The 20,027-nt window shown below is 74.2% G+C and carries 20 protein-coding genes; 13 read left to right on the forward strand and 7 right to left on the reverse strand.

Annotated elements, in window-relative coordinates; all coding sequences use genetic code 11:
* Positions 1-12 precede the first annotated feature (12 nt).
* Positions 13-930: an MBL fold metallo-hydrolase gene (locus ACGFZP_RS20910; protein ID WP_392934990.1), complete on the reverse strand. Its 918-nt coding sequence runs from the start codon at positions 928-930 to the stop codon at positions 13-15.
* Between the two features lie 133 nt (positions 931-1,063).
* On the opposite strand from ACGFZP_RS20910, the gene ACGFZP_RS20915 reads away from it, so the two are divergent.
* Entirely contained in the window at positions 1,064-2,062 is a 999-nt protein-coding gene (locus ACGFZP_RS20915) for a cupin domain-containing protein (RefSeq protein WP_392934992.1), read from the forward strand.
* A gap of 94 nt (positions 2,063-2,156) precedes the next feature.
* Here ACGFZP_RS20915 and ACGFZP_RS20920 read toward each other — a convergent pair whose 3' ends face one another.
* Positions 2,157-2,543 (reverse strand): MerR family transcriptional regulator, encoded by a 387-nt coding sequence (locus tag ACGFZP_RS20920; RefSeq protein WP_392934995.1) that lies wholly within the window; start codon positions 2,541-2,543, stop codon positions 2,157-2,159.
* A gap of 61 nt (positions 2,544-2,604) precedes the next feature.
* Between ACGFZP_RS20920 and ACGFZP_RS20925 the strand changes: the two genes are divergently transcribed.
* Positions 2,605-3,888 (forward strand): MFS transporter, encoded by a 1,284-nt coding sequence (locus tag ACGFZP_RS20925; protein WP_392934998.1) that lies wholly within the window; start codon positions 2,605-2,607, stop codon positions 3,886-3,888.
* On the opposite strand, the gene ACGFZP_RS20930 is transcribed toward ACGFZP_RS20925, so the two are convergent.
* The gene (locus ACGFZP_RS20930; RefSeq protein ID WP_392935001.1) at positions 3,885-4,262 is read right to left on the reverse strand and encodes an ASCH domain-containing protein; all 378 of its coding nucleotides are present in this window, start codon (positions 4,260-4,262) and stop codon (positions 3,885-3,887) included. The genes ACGFZP_RS20925 and ACGFZP_RS20930 overlap by 4 nt on opposite strands.
* Positions 4,263-4,380: 118 nt before the next feature.
* Positions 4,381-5,175, reverse strand: a complete 795-nt coding sequence (locus tag ACGFZP_RS20935; protein ID WP_392935004.1) for a GNAT family N-acetyltransferase — start codon at positions 5,173-5,175, stop codon at positions 4,381-4,383.
* Between the two features lie 203 nt (positions 5,176-5,378).
* On the opposite strand from ACGFZP_RS20935, the gene ACGFZP_RS20940 reads away from it, so the two are divergent.
* The gene (locus tag ACGFZP_RS20940) at positions 5,379-5,771 is read left to right on the forward strand and encodes a ribonuclease (protein ID WP_392935007.1); all 393 of its coding nucleotides are present in this window, start codon (positions 5,379-5,381) and stop codon (positions 5,769-5,771) included.
* Positions 5,772-5,974: 203 nt separating this feature from the next.
* Here the strand turns inward: ACGFZP_RS20940 and ACGFZP_RS20945 are convergent, their stop codons facing one another.
* Positions 5,975-6,571 carry a hypothetical protein gene (locus ACGFZP_RS20945; protein ID WP_392935009.1) on the reverse strand — a complete coding sequence of 199 codons (597 nt, stop codon included), beginning with the start codon at positions 6,569-6,571 and terminating at the stop codon, positions 5,975-5,977.
* Positions 6,568-6,867 (reverse strand): hypothetical protein, encoded by a 300-nt coding sequence (locus tag ACGFZP_RS20950; protein ID WP_392935011.1) that lies wholly within the window; start codon positions 6,865-6,867, stop codon positions 6,568-6,570. The genes ACGFZP_RS20945 and ACGFZP_RS20950 overlap by 4 nt, the downstream gene beginning before the upstream one ends.
* A gap of 216 nt (positions 6,868-7,083) precedes the next feature.
* Between ACGFZP_RS20950 and ACGFZP_RS20955 the strand changes: the two genes are divergently transcribed.
* The 6 genes from ACGFZP_RS20955 (at position 7,084) to ACGFZP_RS20980 (ending at position 13,502) form a co-directional block, all read left to right on the forward strand.
* Complete coding sequence (locus tag ACGFZP_RS20955) at positions 7,084-7,446, forward strand: hypothetical protein (protein WP_392935014.1); 363 nt, start codon at positions 7,084-7,086, stop codon at positions 7,444-7,446.
* Between the two features lie 382 nt (positions 7,447-7,828).
* Positions 7,829-8,965: an aminotransferase class V-fold PLP-dependent enzyme gene (locus ACGFZP_RS20960; RefSeq protein ID WP_392935016.1), complete on the forward strand. Its 1,137-nt coding sequence runs from the start codon at positions 7,829-7,831 to the stop codon at positions 8,963-8,965.
* 186 nt (positions 8,966-9,151) lie between these two features.
* Positions 9,152-10,495 carry an extracellular solute-binding protein gene (locus tag ACGFZP_RS20965; protein ID WP_392935018.1) on the forward strand — a complete coding sequence of 448 codons (1,344 nt, stop codon included), beginning with the start codon at positions 9,152-9,154 and terminating at the stop codon, positions 10,493-10,495.
* Complete coding sequence (locus ACGFZP_RS20970; RefSeq protein ID WP_392935021.1) at positions 10,492-11,427, forward strand: carbohydrate ABC transporter permease; 936 nt, start codon at positions 10,492-10,494, stop codon at positions 11,425-11,427. The genes ACGFZP_RS20965 and ACGFZP_RS20970 overlap by 4 nt, the downstream gene beginning before the upstream one ends.
* Positions 11,424-12,323: a carbohydrate ABC transporter permease gene (locus tag ACGFZP_RS20975; RefSeq protein WP_392935023.1), complete on the forward strand. Its 900-nt coding sequence runs from the start codon at positions 11,424-11,426 to the stop codon at positions 12,321-12,323. Before ACGFZP_RS20970 ends, ACGFZP_RS20975 begins: the two co-directional genes overlap by 4 nt.
* A 132-nt stretch (positions 12,324-12,455) precedes the next feature.
* Positions 12,456-13,502 carry a LacI family DNA-binding transcriptional regulator gene (locus ACGFZP_RS20980; protein WP_392935026.1) on the forward strand — a complete coding sequence of 349 codons (1,047 nt, stop codon included), beginning with the start codon at positions 12,456-12,458 and terminating at the stop codon, positions 13,500-13,502.
* A 94-nt stretch (positions 13,503-13,596) separates the two neighbouring features.
* Here the strand turns inward: ACGFZP_RS20980 and ACGFZP_RS20985 are convergent, their stop codons facing one another.
* Positions 13,597-14,163: a GNAT family N-acetyltransferase gene (locus ACGFZP_RS20985; RefSeq protein WP_392935028.1), complete on the reverse strand. Its 567-nt coding sequence runs from the start codon at positions 14,161-14,163 to the stop codon at positions 13,597-13,599.
* 362 nt (positions 14,164-14,525) lie between these two features.
* On the opposite strand from ACGFZP_RS20985, the gene ACGFZP_RS20990 reads away from it, so the two are divergent.
* The 4 genes from ACGFZP_RS20990 to pgm all read left to right on the forward strand — a co-directional run bounded on the left by ACGFZP_RS20990 (position 14,526) and on the right by pgm (position 19,781).
* Complete coding sequence (locus ACGFZP_RS20990; RefSeq protein ID WP_392935031.1) at positions 14,526-15,620, forward strand: sugar ABC transporter substrate-binding protein; 1,095 nt, start codon at positions 14,526-14,528, stop codon at positions 15,618-15,620.
* A 205-nt stretch (positions 15,621-15,825) separates the two neighbouring features.
* Positions 15,826-16,614 (forward strand): ATP-binding cassette domain-containing protein, encoded by a 789-nt coding sequence (locus ACGFZP_RS20995; protein WP_392935034.1) that lies wholly within the window; start codon positions 15,826-15,828, stop codon positions 16,612-16,614.
* Entirely contained in the window at positions 16,611-17,888 is a 1,278-nt protein-coding gene (locus ACGFZP_RS21000; protein WP_392935036.1) for a sugar ABC transporter permease, read from the forward strand. Before ACGFZP_RS20995 ends, ACGFZP_RS21000 begins: the two co-directional genes overlap by 4 nt.
* A 246-nt stretch (positions 17,889-18,134) precedes the next feature.
* Positions 18,135-19,781, forward strand: coding sequence for a phosphoglucomutase (alpha-D-glucose-1,6-bisphosphate-dependent) (gene pgm / locus ACGFZP_RS21005; RefSeq protein WP_392935039.1), 1,647 nt, complete (start codon positions 18,135-18,137; stop codon positions 19,779-19,781).
* The last annotated feature ends 246 nt before the right edge of the window (positions 19,782-20,027 follow it).

The raw sequence follows: 20,027 nt of genomic DNA on the forward strand, positions 1-20,027 counted from the left end.
GACCGCCCCTCCTCACACGGCCCACCGCGCGATCTCGAACCCCGCACCGCGCCGCCGCACCTGCGCCGCCCCCGCACCACCGAAGTGCGCCGGAACCACCAACTCCCGCTCGTCCGCAGCCCGTTCCAGCACCCGCCGCCGACTGGCCGCCGCCCCCGCCTGGTCCTCGCAGAAGCAGCTGTTGCACCCCGGCTCCAGGATCTGCACCGGACTGTGCAGCAGATCCCCCACGAACACCGCCCGCTCCCCGCCCGAGGACACCCGCAGCACCGACGACCCCGGCGTATGCCCCGGCGCCGACTCCAGCACCAGGTTCCCGTCGATCCGGTGACCCCCCTCCCACAACCGCGCCTGCCCGGCCCGGTGCACCGGCTCGATGCTGTCGGCGTACATCAGCCGCCGCTCCTCCCAGCGCAGCCGCCCCTCCTCACCCGCCGGCTCCTGCCGATCCCCGTACCGCCCCTGCGGACCGTAGGCCGCGTCGTCCGCCGCCGGGAACAGGTACGTCGCGTTCGGGAACGCCGGCACCCACTCACCACCCGCGTCCACGGTGTTCCACCCCACATGGTCGGCGTGGAAGTGCGTGTTCACCACCACGTCCACATCCCCCGGCGCGACCCCCGCCCGCGCCAGACGCCCCAGGAAGTCCCCCTGCCGGTCGTGGAAGTGCGGACTGGCCGGCCGGCTGCGCCCGTTGCCCACCCCCGTGTCCACCAGCACCGTGCGCCCCTCGCTGCGCACCACCCAGGTCTGCATCGCGGCGACGTAGCTGTCGCTCTGCGGCTCCCAGTGCCCGGGCGCCAGCCACTCCTCGTTGTCCCGCCACACCTGCGCCCCGACGTCCGGCACGATCCTGGCGACCGGGCCGAACGTCCCCTGCCACTCCACGACCCTGACGATCTCCACGTCCCCGAGCACGATCGGTTCCACGGCCCCTCCTGCTTTCCCTGGTTTCGGCAACTGCCCCCACCCTAGGAGCGGGCCGGTGAGCCGCTCAATGCCCGTCAGGCTCTTGCGGATACGAGAGCGGCTCACCGCGGTGGCGTGCGGCTACCATCGGCGCATGGACGTGGTCAGCGACGCGATAGCGGCCGTGCGGATCGGCCGGCCCTCCTCCAACCGCCTGCGGGTGCACGGCGCCTGGTGCGCCCGCATCCCCGCCTACGACGGCGCGGGCTTCCACGTCGTGCTGGCGGGCGGCTGCCGGCTGCTGCCCGACGGCGGCGCCCCCCTCGTCCTCGGCCCGGGCGACGCCGTCCTGCTCCCGCACGGCACCGGCCACGTCCTGGCCGACACCGCACTCGACCCCGAGACGGCCGCGAACGCCACCCCGATCGACCAACTGCTCACCCCCGGCCGCCCGCAGGCCCCCGCCGGCTCCGCCGGGGCCGATGCCCCCGCCGACGCCGGTCCCGACGCCGGGGCGGCCGAGCTGCTGTGCGGCAAGTACCGCCTGGACCACAGCCGCACCCACCCGCTGATGGCCGAACTGCCCGACGTCGTCCACCTGCCCAACCGCCTCGGCCGCCACCCCGAACTGCGCGCCGCCGTCGACCTGTTGGGCGGCGAACTGGCCGCCGACCGGCCTGGCGGGGCGCTCGCCGTCCCCGGCCTGATCGACCTGCTGCTGGTCTACATGGTCCGCGCCTGGCTCACCCGCGAACCCGCCGCCCGGCCCACCGCCCAACCGCCCACCGCCCAACCGGCCGGGGCCCGTTGGCCCGCCGCGCTGCACGACCCCGTCGTGGCCGCCGCCCTGCGCGCCGTGCACGAGGACCCGGCCCACCCGTGGACCACCGACCGCCTCGCCGAGCGGGCCGGCGTCTCCCGCGCCACCCTCACCCGCCGCTTCACCGCCCTGGTCGGCAGCCCCCCGATGGCCTACCTCACCTGGTGGCGCCTGACCCGCGCCGCCGCCCTGCTGCGCGACACCGCCCACCCCCTGGAGGCCGTCGCCCGCCGCGTCGGCTACAGCACCCCCTACGCCCTCTCCCACGCCTTCACCCGCCTCTTCGGCACCACCCCCGGCCGCTACCGCACCGCCTCCACCCACCCGGCGTGACCCGAAAGAGAGGCCGCCTAGGGGCGCGGGTCGGTAACGGGCAACCCGCCGAGTGGTCGGGATCGGCGGGAAGCGGTTGCCTCGGAGGAGCCGATCAGGTATCCGTGGCGGGTGCGCTGGCCAGGAGTTCGCAGTCGGTGAAGTTCATGCAGCCGCAGGCGAGGCAGGCCGCGACCGCTTCGCGCAGCTGCTGGGTCTGCTGGACGACGCGGTCGAGTTCGGGGAGCTTGCGCTCGGCCAGAGCCCGCCACTGGCTGGTGGCGCCCTGGCTGGTGTCACTGTCCAGCAGCCGGCGGATCTCAGCCAGGGTGAACCCCGCGCGCTGCGACATCCGGATCAGCGCGATCCGCCGCAGGGTGGCGGCAGGCCACACTCTGCGTCCGCCTTCGCGGCGCGCGGCGGGCAGGAGCCCCAGGCTCTCGTAGTAGCGCAGGGCCGAGGCCCGCATGCCCGACTGGCGCGCCAGCTCCCCTATGCCCACGTATCGCACCGCATCGCCCGTCGTTTGACTTCAAGCGCGCTTGAACCGCTTGCCTGGCCACATGATTTCAGCACGCCTGCTCCGTCGGCTGCCCCAAGCGTACCGACCGCTCTTCGCCCACCGCCCGTTCCGGCGCCTGCTGCCCGCACTAGCGATATCCGACCTCGGCGACGGGATGAGCATGGTCGCGGTGGCATGGCTGGCGGTACAGATCTCCCCGCCCGGCGCGCGCGGCCCGCTGATCGGAGCCGCAGTCGCCGCCTACATCCTGCCGGGCGCCATCGGCGCACTGCTGCTGGGCCGATGGCTGCGCTCCCTTCCCGCACAGCGGCTGATCCGCGCGAACGCCTGGACACGCGCTCTCTTCCTCGGCTGCATCCCCCTCGCGTGGGCGCTCGGCATACTCCACCCCGCCCTCTACCTCGCGCTGCTCGCGGGCTCATCCCTCCTGCACGCCTGGGGCGGCGGTGCCAAGTACGCTCTGGCCGCCCAAGTCCTCCCCGCCGAGCAGCACCTGGCGGCCAACGCACTGCTCAGCACCAGCACCTGTGCGTCCACGATCGTCGGCCCAGCACTCGCCGGAGTCCTCGCGGCGGCAATCGCCCCGGCCTGGATCGTCGGCCTGGACGCCCTGTCCTTCGCCGCACTGGCCCTCCAGAGCGCGCGCCTGGGCGAGCCGGATACTCCGGCGCCCGCCGGGCCGGCCCCCGACATCCGACCGGGCGAAGGCCTGCGCCTCCTACGCGCCCGGCCCGAACTGCTCGGCCTACTCGCGGTGACCTGGCTGTTCAACCTGTTCTACGGCCCCGTCGAAGTTGCCCTGCCCCTGTTCGTCGCCCAAGACCTCCACGCCGGCGCGGGGGCCCTCGGCCTGTACTGGGCCGCATTCGGCATCGGAGCGGTCACCGGCACCCTGGCCGTCGGCACCCTGCGAAACCTGCCGCTGTGGCCGGTCCTGCTGTGCATCATCGCCGGTCACGGCCTGGCCATGCTGCCCTTCGGACTCCACGCACCAGCAGTGTTCTCCCTCGGGGGTTTCGCCCTGGGCGGTGTGGTCTACGGCCCCTACAGCGCCCTGGCCTTCAAACTGTTCCAGGACCACACCCCGGCAACCCTCCTCACCACCGTCCTCGCCCTGCGCGCGTCCGTCCTACTGACAGCGTCACCCGTCGGCGCGGCACTGGGCGGACCCCTCACCACCGCCCTGGGGGCCCGCCAAGTGCTGACCGGCACAGGCATCGCCATGATCTTCGTCGCCGCCTGCGTTGCAGCACTACGGATCCGCAGCACGAAACGGCACCAGATCCGCACCCACGCACTCCCAGTTAGCGACCCACGCTCCTAGGGCTTGTCGACCAGCCGGAAGGCCAGGCAGGCCACGGCGGTGTCGTCCTCGACCCTGCTGCCCAGGCGCTGCCAGTAGCCGCGGTGGCCCGCGCGCCACTCCTCCAGGGACGCGTCACCCTCGCCCTCGGCCGCGGCGTGCTCCCAGCCCACCTCGCCGAAGGGCCGCACCTCCACCGCGGTGATCTCGACGGTGGCGACCGGGCGGCCGAGCCCGTCCAACAGGGCCAGCCGCTCGCCGACGTGCTCCAGCTCCTCGCCCTGCTCGGCGTACTCCCGGAACAAACCGGTGGTCGTGGTCTTCGCCCCGCTCAGCACCAGGGAGTTCAGCCAGGTCCGCATCCCGTCCGGGGTGCCCAGCTCAAGGGAGCGCATGCCGTCGATCCGTGGCCACACCGCCGTACCGCCCTTACCCGGCGCCCGCCGGCTCGAAGGGGCCTCCTGCGCCCGAGCGTAACGGCCCGCCCCCGTCCCCGCCGATCGGTCCGCGTGCTCAGCGTGCGCTGAACACGGCCTCCTCGAAGGCCTCGGAGACGGTGAAGCCCAGCCGCTCGTACAGCCCGCGGGCGGTGGCGTGGTGGGCGTGCACGTTGAGCCCGATCCGGTCGACGCCGTCCTCGCGCAGCAGGCGGCACAGCTGCGCGACGCACGCCCCCGCCGCGCCGCGCCCGCGCGCCGACGGGAGGGTGGCCACGTTGCCGACCACGGCCACCCGGTGGGCGGGGGAGTACACGTGCACCCCGGCGACGGCCGTCAGCACGCCCTCCGCGTCGCGCACCCCGGTGTACCGCCCGGTGGCGAGCATCCGCTCGTCGAACCAGTTGCCCGGATAGGCGGCCGCGAACAGCGCCAGCACCTCCGCCAGATCATCGCTGTCCAGGGTCCGCGGCAGCCACCCGCCGTGCGGGTGCGCCGACGCGGCGTCCGGGTCGGTCAGCGCCATCCGCACCAGCGCGTCGCGGTGCTCCACCGTGTACGCCGCCGACAGCACCCCGCCCGCGCCGCCGGTCAGATGGGCTGTGAACCGCCGCGGCAGCACCGGCAGCATCGCCCGCAGCAGCTCCTCCAGCGCCCCCGCCTGCCGCGGCCGCGCGAACCCCAGCACGGTCGGGATCTCTCCGACCCCGTACACCAGGGCCACCGGCCCCTCGCCGCCGGCCAGCGCGTACCACGTGGTGTGCGGCCACAGCAGGTCGTCGAGGTCGCCGAGCTCCATCATGTGCAGCGCCGGATCGCGCTCGAACCGTGCGGCCAGGACGGCTTTGTCGTGCAGGGTGATCAGGGACATCCGGTCACCCTACGACCCGGGCCTACGACCTCGCCCACCCGGATCCGCACCGGCCCGCACCGGTCCTCCCCGCCCGCCCGGCGCCCGGTCCGCGGACCGCCGTGCGTACGGATCAAGTCGCCCGGCCGTGCTGCCGGTTACCCCCGGGTGAAGACTCGCGACGCCCCTTCCGACCAGCCCCGACAGCTGGCCACACTGTTGTCATGACCAGAACTCTACGCGCGTGGAAGACACGCGCCGCCGCCGTTGCCGCCGTCACCCTGCTGACCCTGGCGCCCGCCGCGGTCGCCACCGAGGCCCACGCCGCCGTCAGCGGCACGGTGTGCCTGTCGGCGCTGCCGTCCCAGGCCGACCACACCCTCGACCTGATCGCCGCCGGGGGCCCGTTCCCCTACTCCCAGGACGGCATCGTCTTCCAGAACCGCGAGCGCGTCCTGCCCGCCAAGTCCTCCGGCTACTACCACGAGTACACCGTCGTCACCCCCGGGTCCCCCACCCGCGGCGCCCGCCGCATCGTCACCGGCCAGGCGTACCACGAGGACTACTACACCGCCGACCACTACGCGACGTTCCGCCGGGTCGACTTCGCCTGCTGACCCGCCCCTGCGCCGCGGTTCCGGCCCCCTGCGGTACCCGTCCGTGCCCGTAGCCACCTCCCCGGCCGCCACCCCGGCCGCGTCGGCGGGCCTCCCCGTGCGGGAGGCCCGCCTGCGCCGTCCCCGCCGCGCACCCGCTTGGCCCGCCCGCCCGGGTGCGGGACCGGCGAAGGCGCCCGGACCCGCCGGAATATGACGTACCGTCAGTTCTTCGCGGGGCTGAGCGGGCGCTTGTAGTAGCGCCACGGGAACCAGCCGGCGCCGACCGGGATCCAGCCCTCGGCCTCCAGCCGGCGCTGGCGCCCGGCGGAGGCGAGCGTCACCCGGCAGTGCTCCCAGGGCCGGTCGGACAGCTCCACCTCGTGGTGGAGCGCGCCGTAGCCGATCAGGTGCCAGCCCATCCGGCCGGCCTCCGCCAGCGCGGCCATCTCGTTGACGGCCGACAGCGGGCTGAGGATGCGGCGCTCCGGGGCGCCCGGCAGGTAGGGGGAGGCCGCGCTCGGGAGGGCGTCCGCGGGCTTGTCCGCGAAGCGCTGCTGGGCCGCCTGGCGGCTCACCCCGAGGACGCGGCCCACCGCGTCCCAGCTGTGGCCCGAGGCCCGGGCCCCCTGGACGGCCTCGCGCAGCAGGCGCCCGGCCTCCTCGGCGCCGACCCGGGAGGCGTCGACCAGCCGCAGGTAGCCGTCGGAGTCGTGCTCCAGGGACTCGGCCAGGCCCTCGGGGGCGCCGAGGACGGCCGCCGCGATGCCCTCGCGGATGCGGGCGGCCTCCTGTGGGCCGAGGAACGCCTCGCCGCTCATCGCCGCACCCCGTCGGCGGCAACGGCGGTGGCGGGCAGGGGGAGGAGGGCGTCGAGCACGTCCTCGTCGCGGCGGGCGCGCTCGGCGCCCGCGTTCGCCCGGGCGGCCAGCGCGCCGACGGCGGCGATGAGCGCGAGGTCCACGGCGGCCAGCGCGACCGTGGCGGGGGTGCCGAGCCGGTCGGCGAACACCGCGGTCAGGGCGGGCAGGCCCACCGCGAGCGGGAGCGCCGCGGCCAGCGGCGTGACGGCGGGGGGCGTGGTCCCGGGAGGGCCCTGCGGCTTCGTGATCGGCATGTGTCAAGGAAACCTTGACGCAGGCTCACTTGTCAAGGATTCCTTGACGCCCCGGTCGGTGCCCCGTCGGTGCCCCCGCCAGTGCCCCCGTCGGCCCCCGTGTCGGCGCCCTGGCCGGCGCCCCGCACCCTGTCATCCGTCAGGTACGACGGGCCGCCGCCACCCTCCTACAGTGCTGACAACCGGCCAAAACGGCCGCAACGGAGGGAAACACCCATGCGCAGGACGATTCGGGGCGTTGCCGCCCTCGCCATCGCGGCGGCCGCCGTGCTGAGCGTCGACACCACCGGGGCCCAGGCCGCCGACGGCAGCTGGGACGGCTGTCCGTACGGGGCGGTCTGCATCTACCCGCAGGACTCGCCCACCGGCTCGCCGACCGACGTCTTCTGGAGCTACGGCGCCCACAACCTCAGCAACCAGAACGGCTGGCACTGGGTGCTCAACAACCAGTCCGGCGGCGCCCACGCCCACCTGTGCACCGGCTACAACGGCGCCGGCTGCAACTACGACATGGCCGCCCAGAACGGCGTCTACGCCGACCTCACGCCCATCAACTCGATCACCCTCGACCGCCCCTGACCGGGCGCCGACCGGGCCCGGTCCACTGTCGCGGGGGAGTGGACCGGGCCCGGCGGGGCCCCCTGGGCGCCCCGCACACCCGCCCTTCCCGCACCCGCCCCGCCCGGCGCCGCCCGGCGCCATCCGGCACCGCCCCGCACCGCACGCAGCCGCCGTGGACCCGCCCACGGCGGCTGCGCGACCATGCACCATAGCAATGTGAAATGGCACTGACAAGACGTTCGTCGCGCACGGTAACGGAAGGATCTCGAAGGCCCGCGCCGCCGTGCGGGGCCCTTGACGACGCCGCGAGGGCGGGCGTTTGCTGTGACCCACTCGTTCGGGACTGTTCGGTTCTGCTGGGTTTTGTGTGTTTGAACGTTCAAATCGAAGGAATGGCGCCATGTCGGAACGGACCGTCCAGGAGTACCTGCAGCAGTTCGACGAACCGTCCGGCTACCTGGACTTCGCCCGGTTCGGACCGGTCTCCGACCGGGTGCGCGAGGTGCTGGTCGGCGCGGCGTCGGCGATCCACCACCGGGGCTGGGACGCGCTGGCCGCCCTGGACGCGGCGACGGGGGAGTGCGCCCGCACGGCCGCCGGGCTGCTCGGCTGCGCCCCGCACGAGATCGCCTTCGTCGGCTCCACCTCGCACGGCATGTTCGCCGCCGCCCACGCCTTCGGCGCCCACACCTCCCCCGCCCCGGGCGCAGGCCCGGGCACGGTGCTGGCGAGCCGGGCGGACTTCCCCGGCGCCCTCTACCCCTGGCTGCGCGCGGCCGGCAACGGGGGCCTGGCGGTGCGCCTGATGGACGGTCCGATGACGGCGGACGCGGTACGGGCCCAACTGGACGAGGGGGTGCGCGCGGTGTCGGTGTGCGCGGTGGACGCCGCGACCGGGTTCCGGGCGCCGCTGGCGGCCATCAAGGAGGTGATCGGCCCGCGCCGGGTGCTGGTGGTGGACGCGGTCCAGGCGCTCGGCGCGGTGGACCTCGAAGCCGACGCCGCGGACGTCCTCGCCTCGGGCGGCCAGAAGTGGCTGCGGGCCGGCTGGGGCGCGGCGCTGCTGCTGGTGCGCGACCGGGTGGCCGGCCTGCTCGAACCCGGGCTCGGCGGCTGGTCGGGCGTCCTGGACCCGATCGACGCGCCCGACCACCCGCGCCCCGCCCGCCCCGGCGCCGTCGCGCACACCCTCACCAACCCCGACGGCCCGGCCGTCGCCGCGCTGGGCGCGGGACTGGCCCTGGTCCGCGACACCGGGATCGAGCGGATCGCCGCCCTGATCGACGGGGCCCTCGACGCGCTGCTCGACGCCGCCCGCGCCGCCGGCGCCCGCACACCCGGCGCCACGGGCAGCGGCATCGCCCGCTTCCGCCTGCCCGGCGCCGACCCGCAGGCCGTCCACGACGCGCTGACCCGGGCGGGGCTCGCCACCACCCTGCGCGGCGGCTGGATCCGGCTGTCGCCGCACGCGAGCACCGACCCGAAGAGCGCCGCCGCCCGGCTCTCCGAGGCCCTGCACGCCGCCCGCGCCGCCTGACCCGCCGCCACCCTCCGCCGCCACCCTCCGTCACCACCCCCGCGCCCGACCCCCGCCCGCCCCCGGCGCCCCGGCGCGACCCCCGCCACAGCCGCCCCCGCCCGACACCCCCCGCCACAGCCACCCCCGCCCCCGGCGACCCCGCCCGGCGAACCGACCCGCACCACCCCCTCAGGAAGGAATGACATGTCACACCTTTCCCGCCGCGACCTCCTGCGCGCCTCCGGAGCAGGCCTGCTGGCCCTGACCGCGGGCGGCGCCCTGTCCGCCTGCTCCGGCTCCGACTCCGCCAACACCACCGGCGGGGACGGCGCCACCGGCACCGTCACCGTCTGGTCCTGGACCTCGGCAGCCGCCGCGCTGCGCGCCGTCGTCCCGGCCTTCGAGAAGGACAACCCCGGGATCAAGGTCGACGTCCAGGACGTCGGCGAACCCGCCATCTGGGACAAGATCACCGTCGGGCTCGCCGCCGGCGGCCAGGGCCTGGCCGACGTCCTGCACATCGGCTGCGACTACCTGCCCGGCTACCTGGAGAAGTTCCCCGGCGGCCTCGCCGACCTCTCCGCCCTGGGCGCCGACGCCCACAAGGACAAGTTCGTCCAGGGCCTGTGGCCCACCGTCAGCGGCAAGGACGGCCACGCCTACGCCCTGCCCTGGGAGGTCAACCCCCTCGGCTTCTTCTACCGCAAGGACCTCTTCGACAAGGCCGGCCTCGACCCGGACTCCATAGCCACCTGGGACGACCTGATCGCCGTCGCCGACCGCTTCAAGGCCGCCAACCCCGGCGTCGCCCTGCTCGGCATCAACAAGCCCGGCACCCCCGACGTCGACGTCAACTTCCTCCAGGCGCTGATGCAGCTGCAGGGCGGCTTCTACTTCAACCTCAAGGGCGACATCACCCTCTCCTCCCCGCAGGCCGTCAAGGCGATGACCATCCTCAAGCGCCTGGACGAGGCCGGACTGGTCGCCGACTCCGCCGGCGACCACGGCTGGTCCAACCTGGTGAAGGACAACAAGGTCGCCGTCGCCCCCCTGGCCGCCTGGGCCGCGCACTACCTGGAGACCAAGTTCCCCGACCAGAGCGGCAACTGGCGCCTGGCCCGGCCCCCGGCGGTCACCCCCGGCGGCAAGCGCGCCGCCATCGTCAACTCCACCAACCTGGCCGTCGCCGCCTCCAGCCCCCGCCGCGTCGCCGCCTGGAAGTTCGTCGAGTACGCCCTGACCCGCCCCGCCCCGATGAACGCCATGTTCGCCGCCGGCGGCGTCTTCCCCGCCCTCAGCGCCGCCTACACCGACCCCGTCTTCGCCGCGCCCAGCGCCTTCTACGGCGGCCAGCCCGTCCTGAAGACCTTCGCCGACCTGCTCACCGAGGGCGCCGACGCCACCAACTACTCCGGCGACTACGCCCGGGCCCTCAAGCTCGCCGGCGACGTCCAGGTCAAGGTCCTCGTCAAGGGCACCGACCCCGCCGCCGCACTCCAGGACGCCGCCAAGCAGCTCGCCCAGCAGACCGGACGCCCCCTCGCATGACCACCACCACCGCCCCGCCCGCCCCCGCACCCGGCGCCACCCGCACCCCCCTCCCGGCCGCCCACCGCCGCGCCCGACTGCGCCGCAAGGCCCTGCCCTACCTCCTGCTCGCCCCCGCCCTCGCCACCTTCGCGGCCTTCAAGGCCTACCCGATCGTCTCCTCCTTCCTGCTGTCCCTGACCACCGGATCCGGCGCCGCCACCCACGGCGCCGGAGCGGCCAACTACCGCCGCCTGCTGCACGATCCGCTGTTCTGGACCGCCCTGCGCAACACCGCCCGCATCCTCGCCGTCCAGGTCCCGCTGATGCTCGCCCTGGCGCTCGGCATGGCCGTCGCCCTCAACTCCGCCCTGGTGCGCTGGCGCACCGTGTGGCGCCTGGGCGTCTTCATGCCCGCCGTCACCGGACTCGTCGCCACCGGCGTCATGTTCGCCTTCCTCCTCAACACCAAGGACGGCGCGGTCAACCACCTCCTGAAGGCGCTCGGCCTGCCCGCCGTGGACTGGCTCGGCAGCCCCTTCTGGGCCCAGATGGCCGTCGTCCTCGTCCTCACCTGGCACTACACCGGCTACAACGCCGTCATCTACCTGGCCGGCCTGCAGGGCATCCCCAAAGAGCTCTACGAGGCCGCCATGATGGACGGCGCCGGAGCGCTGCGCCGCTTCCGCTCCGTCACCGTGCCCGCACTGCGCCCCGTCCTGCTGTTCACGGTCGTGCTCTCCACCATCGGCACCCTCCAACTCTTCGACGAGCCCTACGTCCTGACCCACGGCGGCCCGGACAACGCCACCCTCACCGTCTCGATGTACCTGTACATGAACGGCTTCCGCTACTTCGACTTCGGCTACGCCTCCGCCATCGCCTACGCGCTCACCCTGCTCGTGTCGGTGCTCGGCGCGGTCCAGATGCGCCTGATGGGAGAACGCCGTTGAGCGCCACCGCCGCGCCCCCGAGCCCCGCACCCCCCGCCGCCGCACCCCCGGCCGCCACCGCCCCCGCACCCCTGCGCCGGCGACTGCGCGGCTGGCCGCTGACCATGGTCCTGGCGGCCGCCACCGGCCTGTCCGTCGGCCCCTTCTCCTGGCTGGTGCTGGCCGCCACCCGCCAGGGCGTCGAGATCTTCGCCTGGCCGCCCAAGCTGCTGCCCGGCGGCCACCTCGGCGACAACCTCGACCGCCTCCAGGCCAAGATCGGCCTGGGCCGCGTGGTCTTCAACTCCCTGGCCATCTCCACACTCCAGACCGCCGGAGCCCTGGTCGTCGCCCTGCTCGCCGGCTACGCCTTCGCCAAGTTCCGCTTCCGCGGGCGCACCGTGCTGTTCGCCCTCCTGCTCTCCACCCTGGTGGTGCCGGAACAGGTCATGCTGGTACCGCTGTTCAAGATGATGATGTCCTTCGGCCTGCTCGACAGCTACCAGGCCGTCGTCCTGCCGGGCCTGTGCGTGCCCTTCGCGATCTTCCTGATGCGCCAGGCACTGGACGGCATGCCCGACGAACTCCTGGACGCCGCCCGGGTGGACGGCGCAGGGGAGCTCCGGGTGCTGTGGAGCGTGGTCGTCCCGGTCATGCGACCCGTCCTGGCCGCCCTGGCGATCTTCCTCTTCCTGGGCTCCTGGAACCAGTTCGTCTGGCCGCTGATCGCCCTGCGCAGCCCCGAGATGCACACCCTGCCGGTCGCCCTGGCCACCCTCCACGGCAACGAGAGCACCACCGACTACGGCGCGATCCTCACCGGCACCGCCCTGTCGACCCTGCCCATGATGGTCCTCTTCCTGGTCCTCCAACGGCAGTTCATCTCCGGCCTGCTGGCCGGCGCCACGAAGGGCTGACCCCCGCCGACCCCCCGCCGACCCCCACCCCACCCGCACCCGACACCCCGCCCCGGAACGGGCCCCGGCACCCCGGGCCAGGCAGGATGCACACCACACGCCCAGCCCCGCCACCCACCCACCGGAGCACCGATGACCCAGGGACCGCGCCCGCCGCGCCGCGCCGCCACCACCATCGAGGAGGTCGCCCGCGCGGCCGGCGTGTCCCGCCAGACCGTCTCCAACACCCTCAACGCCCCCCACCGCGTCCGCCCCGACACCCTCGCCCGGGTCACCGCCGCCATCGACCGCCTCGGCTACCGCCCCGACCAGTCCGCCCGCTCGCTGCGCACCGGCGAGCGGCGCACCATCGGCTACCTCGCCCCGGTGGACGACCCCTTCGACCCCAACCCGCTGATGGCCGGCTTCCTGGAGGCCCTGGTGGACGCGGCGGGCGCCGAGGGCCACCGGGTGCTGCTCTTCCGCCCGCCGCCGGGCGCCCGCGACGCCCGGGCGGCGATCGACGACCTGGTGGCGGCCCGGCAGGTGGACGGGCTGGTCCTGGCGGACGTGCTGGACGGGGACGCCCGGATCGCCCACGTCGCCCGGGCGGGCGTGCCCTTCGCCGCCTTCGGCCGCACCGGGGCGCAGCAGCCGCAGCACTGGGTGGACATCGACAACGGCGCCGCGATGGCCGAGGTGGCCCGGCACCTGGCGGCGCTCGGCCACCGGCGGGTCGCCTTCGCCTCTCCGGCGGCGGACCTGCCGTGGCTGGCGGCGCGCCGCGAGGGCTTCCTCGCCGAGGCGCGCCGGCTGGGCCTGGAGGTGCTCTCGCCCCCGCCCGCGGCGCCGGGCGCGCCGGCCGTCGCCGCGCTGCGGGCACTGCTGCGCGGTGCGCACCGGCCCACGGCGGTGGCGGCCGGATCCGACCTGCCGGCCCTGGACGTCTACGAGGCCGTGCGCGCGGAGGGCCTGACGGTGGGGGGAGCGGCGCTCGGCGGCGACGTCGCGGTCACCGGCTTCCACGACACCCCGCTGTGCCGGCACCTGCACCCCGCGCTGACCTCGGTGCGGCTGCCGCTGCGGGCGATCGCCGCGGCGCTGGTGCGGCTGCTGCTGGCGCAGGTGCGCGGGCGGGCGGCGGCGGACGCCGGTCTGGTGCTGGCGGCCGAGCTCGTGGTGCGCGACAGCTCGCGGTGAACCCGGGGCCGGGCCGCCCGCCGGCCGGCCCGGTCCCGCTCCCGGCGCTCACCGTCCTGTGCCGCTACGGCTTCACCGTGCGCCGCCGCCCCCGCTACTGCGGCTGCCCGCCGGCCCACACGTCCGCGGGCCGGTGGGCGCGCCACTCCTCGGCGAGCAGCCCGAGGACCACCTCGTCCTCGAAGGCGCCGCAGACCCAGGCGGAGCGGCGCAGCGTCCCCTCCAGGGCGAAGCCGGCGCGCCTCGCGGCGGCGACCATCGCCAGGTTGTCGGCCAGGGTGTCGACCTGGAGGCGGTTGAGGCCGCGCACGGTGAAGCCGTAGCGGCACAGGACGGTGAGCGCCTCGCCGGCCAGCCCCCGGCCCCGGAAGGCGGGCCGCAGCGCCAGGCCGAGGTGGGCGGTGCGGTTGTGGGTGTCGACGCCCCACAGCAGCGCCTCGCCCGCCAGCTCCCCGGAGGCGGTGTCGACCACGGAGAAGAACGCGACGTCGGCGGGGGCGTCGGCCACCGCGTAGGGGGAGGGCGCCCCCGGCGGGATCGGCAGCCAGGGGCGGGTGTCCGCGCGCGAGCGGGTGGCGATGTCGTTGTACAACTCGGCCTGCAGGACGGGGATGTCCTCGTCGTGGCGGGCGCGCAGGGCGACTCTCTCAGTTTGAAGCATGTGACATTTTATATGGCACCGAAGATCGCCCGGCAAAGGGTTTTCCGCCCCCATCGGCCCGCCCTGCGTGAGCTGGGCCTAAACCTGATGAAGTGTCATGTTCCAGCAAAGGCATGGCAGATCGCCGCGTCCGCGGCCCCCGGACCGCCACGACTTGCGCCCGCGACCGCCGCCGCCTGCGGGTCCTCGGCCGGGTCGCAGCCGCCCAGGCCGCCCCAGGGGCATCATGCGTTCAGGAAGATAACGAAATCGTCCACATTTTGCAGGTCTTGGTTTTACTTATTGACGACAGCTGACGCGTCCGGGTTAACTCCTCCCACCCCGCCGCACCGCTGCGGCAACGTCAGGGAGGCACCCCCCACATGAACGCAACGATGCGTCGCGCCCTCATCGGCACCGCCGCGGTCTCGATGGCCCTGTCCATGGCCGCCTGCGGCAAGGCCGGCGGCGACAAGAAGGAGAGCGCGGGCTCCGGGGACACCAAGTCCATCGGCCTGCTGCTTCCGGAGAACGCATCCTCCACCCGCTACGAGTCCTTCGACCGGCCGTTCATCCAGGCCAAGGTCGCCGCGCTCTGCCCCGACTGCAAGGTGCAGTACAGCAACGCCGAGGGCAGCGCCGCCAAGCAGAAGCAGCAGTTCGACACCCTCATCACGCAGGGCGTGAAGGTGATCATCCTGGACGCCTTCGACGCCAAGTCGACCCAGTCCTGGGTCAAGGAGGCCGCCGCCAAGGGCGTCAAGGTCGTCGCCTACGACCGCCTGGCCAGCGGCCCCGTCTCGGCCTACGTCTCCTTCGACAACCAGAAGGTCGGCGAGCTCCAGGGCCAGGCCCTGCTCGACGCGCTCGGCGCCAAGGCCGCCGACGCCAACATCGTCATGATCAACGGCGACGAGGCCGACCCGAACGCCGCCCAGTTCAAGGCCGGCGCGCACAAGGTCCTCGACGGCAAGGTCAAGAAGGTCGTCTACGAGCAGTCCGGTGAGTGGAAGCCCACCGTCGCCGGCCAGAAGACCGGCGCCGCCATCACCCAGCTCGGCAAGGACGGCTTCCAGGCCGTCTACTCCGCCAACGACGGCATGGCCGGCGCGATCGTCACCCAGCTCAAGGCCGCGGGCATCACCGTGCCGGTCGGCGGCCAGGACGCCGGCCTCGACGCCGTCCAGCGCATCGTCTCCGGCGACCAGGCCTACAGCATCTACAAGGCCTACAAGCCGCTCGCCGACAGCGCCGCCGAGCTGGCCGTCAACCTCCTGCAGGGCAAGGACGTCAAGGCCGTCGCCACCGCCTCCATCGACAGCGACACCGACAAGGGCGTGCCCGCCAAGCTGCTGGAGCCCAAGGTCGTCACCAAGGCCAACATCAACGACACCGTGATCGCCGACGGCCTCTACAAGGCCGCCGACATCTGCACCGCCGACTACGCCGCCGCCTGCACCGCCGCCGGCATCAAGTAACCGGCACCAGAGCAGCCGGCACCGGGCGGCCCGCACGCCGCGCAGCCCGCGCACCGGGCCCGCCCCACCAGGCGCCGCGCCCGGCGCTCCCCCCACACCCGGGAGCGCCGGGCGGAGCCCGCCCAGCCCTGCCCCCGACACCCCTTCACCTTCACCGCCCGGCCGCGGACCGAACCGTCCGCCGCCCGTCCTACCCCCGCAGGAGATGGTTCACGTGACAGGCGCACCCGTACTGGCGCTGCGCGCGGTCTCCAAGCGCTTCGGCGCCGTCCAGGCCCTGACCGACGTCCACCTGGAGGTCGGCGCCGGAGAGGTCGTCGCCCTCGTCGGCGACAACGGCGCCGGCAAATCCACCCTCGTCAAGACGATCGCCGGCGTGCACCCCATCGACGAGGGCGCCATCGAGTGGGACGGCCGCCCCGTACGCCTGACCCGCCCCCAGGACGCCCAGGCCCTCGGCATCGCGACCGTCTACCAGGACCTCGCCCTGTGCGACAACCTCGACGTCGTCGCCAACCTCTTCCTCGGCCGCGAGCTGCGCCGCTTCGGCACCCTCGACGAGGTCGCCATGGAGCGGCGCGCCAAGGAGCTCCTGGACACCCTGTCCATCCGCATCCCCAGCGTGCGGATCCCCATCGCCGCCCTGTCCGGCGGCCAGCGCCAGGTCGTCGCCATCGCCCGCGCCCTGGTCGGCGACCCGCGGATCGTCATCCTCGACGAGCCCACCGCCGCCCTCGGCGTCGAGCAGACCGCCCAGGTCCTCGACCTGGTCGAGCGGCTGCGCGAACGCGGCCTCGGCGTCATCCTCATCAGCCACAACATGGCCGACGTCAAGGCCGTCGCCGACACCGTCGCCGTCCTGCGCCTGGGTCGCAACAACGGCGTCTTCCCCGTCGCCGGCACCACCCACGAGGAGATCGTCTCCGCCATCACCGGCGCCACCGACAACGCCGTCACCCGGCGTCAGGCACGTATCGCGGAGGACGCGAAGTGAGCACCAGCCAGACCACCCCCGCCACCCCCGGCACCCCCGCTCCCGCGGCCCCCGCCGCGGACCCGCGCCTGCTGGTGCGCTCCGGCGGAGTCGCCGGCTACGTCGAGGAGTTCAGCCGCCGGATCAGGAGCGGCGACCTCGGCTCGCTGCCCGTCGTCATCGGCCTGGTCCTGATCGCCGTCATCTTCCAGAGCGTCACCGGCCACTTCCTCCAGGCCGACAACCTCACCAACATCACCAAGTGGATCGCGGGCGCGGGCCTGATCTCGGTGGGCGTCGTCTTCGTCCTGCTGCTGGGTGAGATCGACCTCTCGCTGGGCTCCGTCGCCGGCGTCTGCGCCGCCGTCACCTCCGTCCTCGCGGTACGCCAGGGCCTGCCCGAATGGCTGGCGATCCTCATCGCCCTGGCCACCGCCGTCGCGATGGGCGCCCTGCACGGCTTCTTCTTCGCCCGCATCGGCGTGCCCGCCTTCGTCGTCACCCTGGCCGGCATGCTCGCCTGGAGCGGCCTGCAGGACTACGTCCTCGGCAAGCTCGGCACCGTCAACAACCTCAACGACGGCGTCGTCGCCAACCTGGACACCTACTTCCTCGGCGACGGCGACATCCTCTACGCCTGGCTGCTCGCGGTCCTGGCCATCGGCCTCTTCCTGGCCGGCCAGCTGCTGGACGCCCGCCGCCGCACCGCCGCCGGCCTGCCCGCCCGCCCGACGGGCGAGATCGCCCTGCGCACCGGCGCCCTCGCCGTCCTGGCCCTGGTCGGCGCCTACACCCTCAACCAGGACAGCGGCCTGCCGCTGCCGCTGGTCGTCCTGCTGGGCGTCGTCGTCCTGACCGACTTCGTCCTGCGCCGCACCTCCTACGGCCGCCAGATCTTCGCCGTCGGCGGCGGCATCGAGGCCGCCCGCCGGGCCGGCATCAACGTCGCCTGGGTGCGCATCTCGGTGTTCATGATCTCCGCCGGCCTGGCCGGCCTGGGCGGCCTGTTCATCGCCTCCCAGCAGGGCTCCGCCGACAAGACCCTCGGCGGCGGCAACGTCCTGATGAGCGCCATCGCCGCCGCCGTCATCGGCGGTACCAGCCTCTTCGGCGGCCGCGGCAAGACCTGGTCCGCGCTGCTCGGCATCCTGGTCATCCAGTCGATCACCACCGGCCTGGACATGGTCCACGCCGCCCAGGCCATCCAGTACATGATCACCGGCGCGGTCCTGCTCGCCGCGGTCGTCCTGGACTCCGTCTCCCGCCGCACCCAGAAGAGCGCCGGCCGCGGCTGACCCCAACCCGCCCCCACCGGCCGAGCGCGACGCGGCGGCCTCCACCCCACCGGTGGAGGCCGCCGCGCCGCGTTCACCGCCCGTTCCCCCTCCCTTCGCACCCGGTCCCGCCCCTTCGGGAGGGGGCCGGGCCCCGGCGAGGCCCGCGTCGAACCCGCGGTCGCGTTCTGGTTACGATCTGCGAGCACGCGCAGGGGCCGGCGGACCGCGGGGACGGGCCGCGGCAGCGAGAACGGTGGAGGACCAATGGCACACGCACGGGCCGGGCAGCCGGCGCAGCCCGACGATCTGGTGGACGTGGCACGGCTGGTGACGGCCTACTACACGCTGCACCCGGACCCGCAGGAGCCGGGCCAGCGGGTGGCGTTCGGCACCTCCGGCCACCGCGGCTCCTCCCTGGACTCCGCGTTCAACGAGGACCACATCGCCGCCACCACCCAGGCGATCTGCGAGTACCGCGCCGCCCAGGGCATCGGCGGCCCGCTGTTCCTGGGCGCCGACACCCACGCCCTGTCCGAGCCCGCCAAGGCCACCGCGGTGGAGGTGCTGGCCGCCAACGGCGTCACCGTGCTGCTCGACGGCGCCGACGGCTACACCCCGACCCCGGCGGTCTCCCACGCGATCCTCGCCCACAACCGCCGCAACCCGCAGGCCCCCGCCGACGGCATCGTGGTGACCCCCTCCCACAACCCGCCGCGCGACGGCGGCTTCAAGTACAACCCGCCCAACGGCGGCCCGGCCGGCTCCGAGGCCACCGGCTGGATCCAGGACCGCGCCAACGCCCTCATCCGCGAAGGCCTGCGCGGCGTGCGGCGGGTGCCCTACGCCCGCGCCCTGGCCGCCCCCACCACCGGGCGCCACGACTACCTCACCGCCTACGTCGAGGACCTGCCCTCCGTCCTGGACCTCGACGCCGTGCGCAGCGCGGGCCTGCGCATCGGCGCGGACCCCCTGGGCGGCGCGTCGGTCGCCTACTGGGGCCGGATCGCCGAGACCCACCGCCTCGACCTGACCGTGGTCAACCCGCAGACCGACCCCACCTGGCGCTTCATGACGCTGGACTGGGACGGGCGGATCCGCATGGACTGCTCCTCGCCCGCCGCGATGGCCTCCCTCATCGGGCGCCGCGACCAGTACGCGATCGCCACCGGCAACGACGCCGACGCCGACCGCCACGGCATCGTCACCCCGGACGGGGGGCTGATGAACCCCAACCACTACCTCGCCGTCGCCGTCGACTACCTCTACCGCCACCGCGACCAGTGGCCCGCCGACGCGGCCGTCGGCAAGACCCTGGTGTCCTCCTCGATGCTCGACCGCGTCGCCGCCGACCTCAAGCGCGAACTGCTGGAGGTCCCGGTCGGCTTCAAGTGGTTCGTCGACGGCCTGCTCGACGGCTCGATCGCCTTCGGCGGCGAGGAGTCGGCCGGCGCCTCCTTCCTGCGCCGCGACGGCGGGGTGTGGACCACCGACAAGGACGGGATCCTGCTGGCCCTGCTCGCCTCCGAGATCACCGCCGTCACCGGCCGCACCCCCAGCCAGTACTACCGGGACCTCACCGAGCGCTTCGGCACCCCCGCCTACGCCCGCGTCGACGCCCCCGCCGACCGCGAACAGAAGGCCCTGCTCGCCCGGCTGTCCCCGCAGCAGGTCCGCGCCGACGAACTCGCCGGCGAGCCCGTCACCGCCGTCCTGACCGAGGCCCCCGGCAACGGCGCCGCGATCGGCGGCATCAAGGTCTGCACCGCCAACGCCTGGTTCGCCGCCCGCCCCTCCGGCACCGAGGACGTCTACAAGATCTACGCCGAGTCCTTCCACGGCCCCGACCACCTCGCCCGCGTCCAGGACGAGGCCCGCCAACTGGTCGGCGAGGTCCTCACCGGCACGGCCTGACCCCCGCCCGGCCGCCCCCGGTCCCGTCCGGGGGCGGCCGGCGCGCGGAGCCCTGCCGCCGATGTCTCAACCTGGGGCCGCCCGGCCGTCCCAAAGCGCTGGTCAGCGCCGTGGGACGGGCCGGGCCGGCAAGTTGACGCGGCAACCCGATTGCCTCCCCCCGGGCGCCCCGGTGATCCTGGGTTGCGCGCCACCAAGATCATCGGCCCGTGCGGGCAGGCGTCTCAGCGACCGCACCGCACCCAG

Origin of the sequence: Kitasatospora sp. NPDC048239 (assembly GCF_043202015.1) — a bacterium.
Classification (GTDB): domain Bacteria; phylum Actinomycetota; class Actinomycetes; order Streptomycetales; family Streptomycetaceae; genus Kitasatospora.